This window comes from Pseudomonas sp. CFBP 8770 (genome assembly GCF_014841705.1).
GTDB lineage: Bacteria > Pseudomonadota > Gammaproteobacteria > Pseudomonadales > Pseudomonadaceae > Aquipseudomonas.
Genome location: NZ_JACYUL010000006.1, coordinates 398,439 through 406,346 on the forward strand (window position 1 = coordinate 398,439; position 7,908 = coordinate 406,346).

General features: G+C 64.0%; 7 protein-coding genes. 3 read left to right on the forward strand and 4 right to left on the reverse strand.

Annotation, left to right across the window (positions count from 1 at the left end; genetic code table 11):
• Window positions 1-199: 199 nt before the first annotated feature.
• The 3 genes from choV to IFT98_RS16100 form a co-directional block, all read right to left on the reverse strand.
• Window positions 200-1,381: a choline ABC transporter ATP-binding protein gene (gene choV, locus IFT98_RS16090; protein WP_122715900.1), complete on the reverse strand. Its 1,182-nt coding sequence runs from the start codon at window positions 1,379-1,381 to the stop codon at window positions 200-202.
• Window positions 1,378-2,223 carry a choline ABC transporter permease subunit gene (choW, locus tag IFT98_RS16095; RefSeq protein WP_043192362.1) on the reverse strand — a complete coding sequence of 282 codons (846 nt, stop codon included), beginning with the start codon at window positions 2,221-2,223 and terminating at the stop codon, window positions 1,378-1,380. The genes choV and choW overlap by 4 nt, the downstream gene beginning before the upstream one ends.
• Before the next feature lie 75 nt (window positions 2,224-2,298).
• Window positions 2,299-3,246 carry a choline ABC transporter substrate-binding protein gene (locus IFT98_RS16100; RefSeq protein WP_192049970.1) on the reverse strand — a complete coding sequence of 316 codons (948 nt, stop codon included), beginning with the start codon at window positions 3,244-3,246 and terminating at the stop codon, window positions 2,299-2,301.
• Between the two features lie 651 nt (window positions 3,247-3,897).
• Here IFT98_RS16100 and gbdR point away from each other — a divergent pair.
• Window positions 3,898-4,992, forward strand: a complete 1,095-nt coding sequence (gene gbdR, locus IFT98_RS16105) for a choline metabolism transcriptional regulator GbdR (protein WP_122715898.1) — start codon at window positions 3,898-3,900, stop codon at window positions 4,990-4,992.
• Between the two features lie 35 nt (window positions 4,993-5,027).
• Here the strand turns inward: gbdR and IFT98_RS16110 are convergent, their stop codons facing one another.
• Window positions 5,028-5,285, reverse strand: a complete 258-nt coding sequence (locus tag IFT98_RS16110; protein ID WP_122796254.1) for a hypothetical protein — start codon at window positions 5,283-5,285, stop codon at window positions 5,028-5,030.
• 212 nt (window positions 5,286-5,497) lie between these two features.
• Between IFT98_RS16110 and IFT98_RS16115 the strand changes: the two genes are divergently transcribed.
• Window positions 5,498-6,730, forward strand: coding sequence for an AAA family ATPase (locus IFT98_RS16115; protein ID WP_192049968.1), 1,233 nt, complete (start codon window positions 5,498-5,500; stop codon window positions 6,728-6,730).
• The gene (locus IFT98_RS16120) at window positions 6,727-7,353 is read left to right on the forward strand and encodes a hypothetical protein (protein WP_192049966.1); all 627 of its coding nucleotides are present in this window, start codon (window positions 6,727-6,729) and stop codon (window positions 7,351-7,353) included. Before IFT98_RS16115 ends, IFT98_RS16120 begins: the two co-directional genes overlap by 4 nt.
• The last annotated feature ends 555 nt before the right edge of the window (window positions 7,354-7,908 follow it).

Genomic DNA, 7,908 nt, shown 5'->3' on the forward strand with positions numbered 1-7,908 from the left:
TGGGCTTCGAGAGGGGGGTGTCAGGCGGACCGCGTTGCGGCTTTCGCGGCCGCTGACCGCTCCTACAGGGAATCGCACAGTCGTGTAGGAGCGGTCCGTGGCCGCGAAAAGGGTGGCGCGGTGGATCAGGGGTAATGCGGCAAGGCCTTCGCGGCCGCTGACCGCTCCCACGGGATGGATATGGGAGCGGTGGTGAGGCTCAGCCCAGATTCTTGCCCAGCAGGGCATGGTACAGCTCGGTGTCCCCGAGAATGCCTACCACCTGCTTGTCGCTGTCCTGCAGCACCAGCTTGTGCCCGGTCTGGTAGCGGATCTGCAGGGCGTCGCGCATGCCGATGTCGGCATGCACCAGTGTCGGCCTGCGGCCCAGGCCTTCCATGGCTTGCCCCGGGGCCCAGCCTTGCAGGTCGAGCACGGCGTCGCCCTGACGTGCGCTGGTCAGCGAGTTGCCGGCGCCCAGGTTCAGCCATGAATCCACGCCTGGGTCCAGGCACACCGAACCATTGACGCGCGTGCACTTGTCCAGCGTGCGCATCAGGCTGCGCCCGCACAGCACATTGAGTGGATTGGTGTGAGCCACGAAGGTCCGCACGTAGTCGTCGGCCGGGTTGAGCACGATGTCCTCGGGCACGCTGTACTGAATGATCCGCCCGTCTTTCATGATGGCGATACGGCTGCCCAGTTTGAGCGCCTCGTCCAGGTCATGGCTGACGAACACGATGGTCTTGTTCAATTTGCGTTGCAGCTCCAGCAGCTCGTCCTGCAGGCCTTGGCGGATCAACGGATCGAGCGCCGAAAAGGGCTCGTCCATCAGCAGGATGTCGGCATCCATGGCCAGCGCCCGAGCCAGGCCCACACGCTGCTGCATGCCACCGGACAGCTCATCGGGTTTCTTGTTGCGCCACTGGGTCAGCCCCACCAGCTCCAGCTTCTCGTCGACCAGCTTGCGCCGTTCCTTTTCCGGACGGCCCTGCATCTCCAGGCCAAAGCTGATGTTCTCGCGCACCGTCAGCCAGGGCATCAGGGCGAACTTCTGGAACACCATGGCGATGCGCTGGGTGCGCATCATCTTCAGTTCCGCAGGTGTGCAGGCGGCGATGTCGATCTGGCGATCTTCATGCTCGACGAACAGCTTGCCGCGGCTCACGGTGTTCAACCCGTTGATGCAGCGCAGCAGGCTCGACTTGCCTGAACCGGACAGCCCCATCAACACGCAGATCTCGCCCTTGTTGACGTCCAGGCTGGCTTTTTCCACGCCCACGATCTGCCCGGTCTTCTTCAGGATCTCGTTGCGGGTCAGGCCCTGGTCGAGCAGCTTCAATGCTTCGCGTGGATCCTTGGCGAAGATCACATCGACGTTGTCGAATCGAATAATGCTCATGCATCACCCCCTATCTTCACGTCAGGTTGTTTGCAGATTCGGTCCAGCATGATCGCCAGCAACACGATGGCCAGGCCGGCTTCGAAGCCCAGGGCGATGTCGGCAGTGTTCAGCGCGTTGACCACCGGCTTGCCCAGGCCATCGGCGCCCACCAGGGCGGCGATCACCACCATCGACAGCGACAGCATGATGCACTGGGTGATACCGGCAGCGATGCTCGGCATGGCATGCGGCAGTTCGATGCGCGACAGCAGTTGGCGTCGCGAGCAGCCGAAGGCCTTGCCGGCGTCCATCAGTTCCTGCGGCACGTCGCGGATGCCCAGGTAGGTGAGGCGAATCGGCGCGGCGATGGCGAACACCACCGTGGAAATCAGGCCCGGCACGACGCCCAGCCCGAACAGGGTAAGCGTGGGAATCAGGTAGACGAAGGTCGGTACCGTCTGCATCAGGTCGAGGACCGGGCGCATCATGGTGTAGAACATGGGTTTGTGCGCGGCCACGATGCCCAGCGGCACGCCGATGATCACGCAGACCAGGGTGGCGAACAGCACCTGCGCCAGGGTCTCCATGGTTTCCTGCCAGTAGCCCAGGTTGAGGATCAGCAGGAACGACAGCGCCACGAACAGCGTGAGCCCCCATTTGCGCTGGATGAAATGCGCCAGCGCGGCGATCAGTGCAGTCAGTACGTAGGGGTTGAACCAAGTGAGGCCGGCGGTGAAACCATGAATGATCGCTTCGAGCGTGGATGCGATGGCATCGAACGTCGAGGCCCCGTGTTGAGTGAGCCAGTCGACGAACGCCGCGATGTACTCGCCCAGGGGGATCTTGTGGTCTGTCAGCATGGTAGTGAGTGTCCGCATGCGAGGGAACAAAGTGCCGGCCGGTGAGGCCGGCAACCGCCGGCCCGCTTGCCTGCGTTATTGCGCGAGCTTGGCCTTGACGGCTTCAAGACCCGGCTTGCCATCAATGGTGGTGACGCCAGCCAGCCAGGTGTCGAGCACCTGCGGGTTGTTTTTCAGCCAGGCCCGTGCGGCCGCGTCGGGTTTCTGCTTGTCGTCCAGGACATTGCCCATCAGCGTGCTCTCCATGGCCAGGCTGAACTGCAGGTTTTTCAGCAACTGGCCAACGTTGCTGCATTCTTGGGTGTAGCCCTTGCGGGTGTTGGTGTAGATGGTGGCCTGGCCGAAGTTGGGGCCGAAGAAGTCATCGCCGCCGGTCAGGTACTGCACCTTGAAGCGGGTGTTCATCGGATGCGGTTCCCAGCCCAGGAACACCACGTCGGTGTTGCGCCGCTGGGCACGGTCGACCTGCGAGAGCATGCCGGCCTCGCTGGATTCGACCACCTTGAAGCCGGCGTCCTTGAGGCCGAACGCGTTCTTGTCGATCATGCTCTGGATCAGGCGATTGCCGTCGTTGCCCGGTTCGATGCCGTAGATCTTGCCGTCCAGTTCCTTCTTGAACTTGACGATGTCGGCAAAATCCTTGAGGCCCTTGTCGTACAGTCCCTGAGGCACGGCCAGGGTGTACTTGGCGTTTTCCAGGTTGGCCCGTACCGTTTCCACGGTGCCGGCGTCGCGGTAGGGCTTGATGTCGTTTTCCATGGTCGGCATCCAGTTGCCGAGGAAGACGTCCATGTTCTTGCCGTCGGCCAGCGACTTGTAGGTCACCGGCACGGAAATCATGGTGGTCTTGGTCTTGTAGCCCAGCGACTGCAACACCGCACTGGTGACCGCGGTGGTGACGGTGATGTCGGTCCAGCCGACATCGGAGAAATTCACAGTGGCGCATCGCGCCGGTTCCGCTGCTTGAGCCATTACAGGCAGGCCCAGCAGGGTAGCCAGCAGAATCGATGATGGACCTTTCATGGTGTGCTCCCGGTTTTTCTCGGCGTGGGCCTGACGGCGCGCCACGCTTGTCTGGATGCTCGATCGCCGTGCATGCGGCGGGTGCGCCGACACGGTGCCGGGCGATGAGCCGTGAGTGATCATGTACCAGCGCAAATCAACCGCCTACAGGGTGCGTCGTATCCAGTGCGGACAGAGTCGTATCCAGTGTCGGTGACGTCGCTTACAGCTCATGGGGCTTGCAGCAGCGACCTTACCCGCGACATCGACGTACATCCACCTCTATGAGGTTGCCACACGAGCGTGCAGGCGTGACCGCCACGCCTCATTTTCGCGCGCGGTGCCTGGAATCCATCGACACACGCGTGCAGGGCTCGGCGATAGCGGGCAACGTGCTTGCGGTGACACTTGGCGGCGCAATGCCCCAACGGCTGCTACCGAATTGCTCAGACCCCACGGCGGCTATGCTTTTGGCAAGAATCCAACGCCGCCGACGAAGACCCTGCGCACGGCTCTGCATAGCCCTGCGCGACGTCGTTTTCAGGCGCCATGGAGTTCCCGACCAATTGTCGGCATGGCGTTTGCGTAGCAAAGCAAAGCCCCTGTTAAACAGAGGGCAATAACAAGAGCCTGCCTGAGGCCACCATCCGCTTCGCGTAAGGAGATACCGCAATGACGTCCTTCACCCCCGGCGCTCAACCGCAGACTCGCAGCCCTCAGTCCATCGGCTTCCTGCTGCTCGACAACTTCACGCTCATCTCCCTGGCCTCGGCGGTCGAACCGCTGCGCATGGCCAACCAGTTGTCCGGGCGCGAGCTGTATCGGTGGACCACGTTGAGCGCCGACGGTGGCCAGGTATGGGCCAGTGACGGCCTGCAGATCACCCCGGATGCGGCCATGCACAAGGCTGCGCCGCTGGACGCGGTCATCGTCTGTGGCGGTGTCGGTATCCAGCGTGCCGTGGGCCGTGACCATGTCAGCTGGTTGCAGAGCCAGGCGCGGCAGTCCAAGCGCCTGGGGGCAGTCTGTACCGGTAGCTGGGCACTGGCCTGCGCCGGTCTGCTGGATGGCTTCGAATGCAGCGTGCACTGGGAATGCCTGGCCTCGATGCAGGAGGCCTTTCCCCGGGTGGCCATGAGCACGCGGCTGTTCACCCTCGATCGCAACCGCTTCACCAGCTCGGGCGGTACCGCGCCGCTGGACATGATGCTGCACCTGATCAGCCGCGATCACGGCCGCGAGCTGTCGGCGGCGATCTCCGAGATGTTCGTCTACGAGCGCATTCGCAACGAGCAGGATCATCAGCGCGTGCCGCTCAAGCACATGCTGGGCACCAACCAGCCGAAGTTGCAGGAAATCGTCGCGCTGATGGAAGCCAACCTGGAGGAGCCGATCGATCTGGACGAACTGGCGGTGTATGTAGCGGTGTCACGGCGCCAGCTGGAAAGGTTGTTCCAGAAATACCTGCACTGTTCGCCGTCGCGCTATTACCTCAAGTTGCGTCTGATTCGGGCGCGGCAGTTGCTCAAGCAGACGCCCATGTCGATCATCGAAGTGGCGTCGGTGTGCGGCTTCGTGTCCACCCCGCATTTCTCCAAGTGCTACCGCGAGTATTTCGGCATTCCGCCGCGTGACGAGCGGGTTGGTTCCAATACCGCCCAGCAGGTGGCGATGCTGCCGATTCCGCAGGCCATGGTGCTGGCGGGGCCGCTGTCGGCGTTGAGCCAGGCACGCAACGAATCGACCTTTGCCAGTGTAAGGATCTGATACCGCGGCGGCCGCGAAAGGGCCGCGGCCGAGATTCAGGCCCGTTTCGAATGCTGGGCCAACGCCGGCAGCAAGGTCCGGTCGATCGCCTGGCGAACCGCCGGCAGGATGGTCGCGCTGCCCATCAGCATCTGTTCCACCATCTTGCGCAGGGCCTGGGCCCGTCCGCTGTCCAGGCCGCGCACTGCGCATTCACAGGCCTGCTCGGCCGTGGCGCCTGCGGGCATCTCGAAACCCAGCGCGCGCAGCTGGCCCAGCAGGTCATCCTGATCAATCAAGTCTGCATGCATCATGATGCTGATCCTTCTTCAAATGGCGTGACGGTGTGCCGATTCTGGTAGCCCTTCACGCACTCGGCAAGCGTCGATGGTCGCCATGGCCGGATTGCACACAGGCAGGTCGTTTTTCGCATGCCTGCGTTCTGGCCCTGTAGCACTGGGGTATGGCACCGTGCGACGCAACCCTGAATAACCTTGTCGCTCACTTCCAATGGACGGCAATGGACATGCTCGACTTTCTCTCCTTCAAGGGCGTCGGCCCTTCTCCTGCGCTGGGGCCCATCGGGCTGGCGCCGCGGCTGAACTTCATCACCGGTGACAACGGTCTGGGCAAGAGCTTCGTGCTCGATGCCGCCTGGTGGGTGCTGACCCGTACCTGGGCCGCGGGCAAGCCCATCAAGGCGCGCGACCCAGCGGCATTGCCGGTCATCGACTATCGGTTCACCGGCGCGGATCGCAGCGCCGGGCAGTGGGCCTGGCAGCAGGACCGCTGGGCGCCGCTGGGCGACAGCACGCCGAGCCGTTCGCTGGTGGTGTATGCCCACGCCAACGGCACCTTCAGCGTCTGGGATCCGCTGCGCAACGCAGGCGAGCTGGCGGCCTATCACTTCGACGAAACCCAGCTGTGGCAGGGCGCCTCGATGGCGGGACAGGGTCGCTTGTGCAACGGTTTGATCAGCGATTGGGTGCGTTGGCAGCGCAACCCTGGCTGCAAGGCGTTCGCCGCCTTGAAGCAAGTACTGCATGCCTTGTCGCCGTCGCGCGAAGAGCTGTTGTTGCCCGGTCGACCGTGCCACATCGGTCTGCTGGATGAAACCCAGTACCCAACCTTGCAGCGGCCCCAGGGGCAGGTGCCCCTGCCCGAAACCTCCAGTGCCATCCGCCGTGTGGTGGCCCTGGCCTACATGCTGGTCTGGACCTGGGAAGGACATCGCCGCGCCTGTCGCCTTGCCGGAGTGCGGCCGAGCGATGAACTGGTGTTCCTGGTGGATGAGGTCGAATGCCATCTGCACGCTCAGTGGCAGCGTCGTATCGTCCCGGCGCTGATGGCCGTGGTCGGGGTGCTGACCCGCCAACGCCTGGCGGTGCAGATGATCGTGGCCACGCATTCGCCGCTGGTGCTGGCCTCCATGGAGACGCAGTTCGTCGAAGCGCGCGATGCACTCTTCACCTTGGGCGTGCAGGCCGGTGACGTGCAACTGCACCGACAGGTCTGGGCGCCCCAGGGCGATGCGGTGAACTGGCTGGTGTCCGAGAGCTTCGGCTTGCGCCAGGCGCGCTCGGTGGAAGCGGAAGCCGCGATCGGCGCCGCCGAGGCCTGGATGCGTGGCGAGCGATCGGGGCTGCCCAAGGGGCTGGACAGTGAGGCAGCGATCGAGTCGCAGCTGCTGCGCACCCTGCCCACGGGTGATCATTTCTGGCCCGCCTGGGTCGTGACCAAGGCTGGAGCAGGGGCATGATCGAGCTCGTCAATCCGCTGCCCGAACCTCACGCCTTCGACGAGCGCTGCCGCCAGCGTGGCAATGCATGGCTGCAGGACAATCCCGACGCTGCCAGGCCACGCGACTACTGGTCGCCGTTTCGCCCGGAGTTGGGCGAGGGCTTCGCCAACCGCTGCGCGTTCGGCGCCATGTACATTCCCAGCGGCACCGTGGAACATTTCATCAGCTGTGACCAGGACCGCGGCATGGCCTACGAGTGGAGCAATTACCGTTATGTCGACGCCTGGATGAACAGCGCGAAGGGCAGCAAGAAAGCCGAGGATTTTCTCGATCCGTTCGAGGTGCGCGAGGGCTGGTTCGAGGTGCTGCTGCCGTCGCTGCAATTGGTGTTGACCGACAAGGTGCCCGAAGCGGTGCGGGCGCGTGCCGAGTACACCCTCAGGCACCTGCCGCTGCGCGATGACGAGCGGGTGATGCGCGTGCGACGGCAGTGGTTGCGCTTGTTCGAGGAGGGCAAGATCGGGCTGGACGGGCTGCGCGAGATGGCGCCGCTGATTGCGGCGGCGGTGGAGCGCCAGGCAGACCGCAATGCAGCTTTCGCGGCCGATGACCGCTCCCACGAAGCACCAGAAACCCCGTAGGAGCGGTCCGTGGCCGCGAAGGGCGCGGCGCGGTGTATCAGGCAGACCGCAGTACAGCTTTCGCGGCCGATGACCGCTCCCACGGTAGATCGAGAATTCCTGTAGGAGCGGTCCGTGGCCGCGAAAGGTGCAACGCGGTGTATCAGGCAGACCGCAGTGCGGCCTTCGCGGCCGATGGCCGCTCCCACGGTAGAACGAGAATTCCTGTGGGAGCGGTCCGTGGCCGCGAAAGGTGCAACGCGGTGTATCAGGCAGACCGCGGTGCGGCCTTCGCGGCCGATGACCGCTCCCACGGTGGAACGAGAATTCCTATGGGAGCGGTCCGTGGCCGCGAAGGGCGCAACGCGGTGTATCAGGCAGACCGCAGTGCGGCCTTCGCGGCCGATGACCGCTCCCACGGTGGAACGAGAATTCCTGTGGGAGCGGTCCGTGGCCGCGAAAGGTGCAACGCGGTGTATCAGGCAGACCGCATTGCGGCCTTCGCGGCCGATGGCCGCTCCCACGGTAGAACGAGAATTCCTGTGGGAGCGGTCCGTGGCCGCGAAAGGTGCAACG

Excerpts from the sequence above, each read along its gene's own strand:
- choV (WP_122715900.1), bottom strand. The coding sequence starts at position 1,381 with ATGAGCATTATTCGATTCGACAACGTCGATGTGATCTTCGCCAAGGAT.
- choW (WP_043192362.1), bottom strand. The coding sequence starts at position 2,223 with ATGCTGACAGACCACAAGATCCCCCTGGGCGAGTACATCGCGGCGTTC.
- IFT98_RS16100 (WP_192049970.1), bottom strand. The coding sequence starts at position 3,246 with ATGAAAGGTCCATCATCGATTCTGCTGGCTACCCTGCTGGGCCTGCCT.
- gbdR (WP_122715898.1), top strand. The coding sequence starts at position 3,898 with ATGACGTCCTTCACCCCCGGCGCTCAACCGCAGACTCGCAGCCCTCAG.
- IFT98_RS16110 (WP_122796254.1), bottom strand. The coding sequence starts at position 5,285 with ATGATGCATGCAGACTTGATTGATCAGGATGACCTGCTGGGCCAGCTG.
- IFT98_RS16115 (WP_192049968.1), top strand. The coding sequence starts at position 5,498 with ATGCTCGACTTTCTCTCCTTCAAGGGCGTCGGCCCTTCTCCTGCGCTG.
- IFT98_RS16120 (WP_192049966.1), top strand. The coding sequence starts at position 6,727 with ATGATCGAGCTCGTCAATCCGCTGCCCGAACCTCACGCCTTCGACGAG.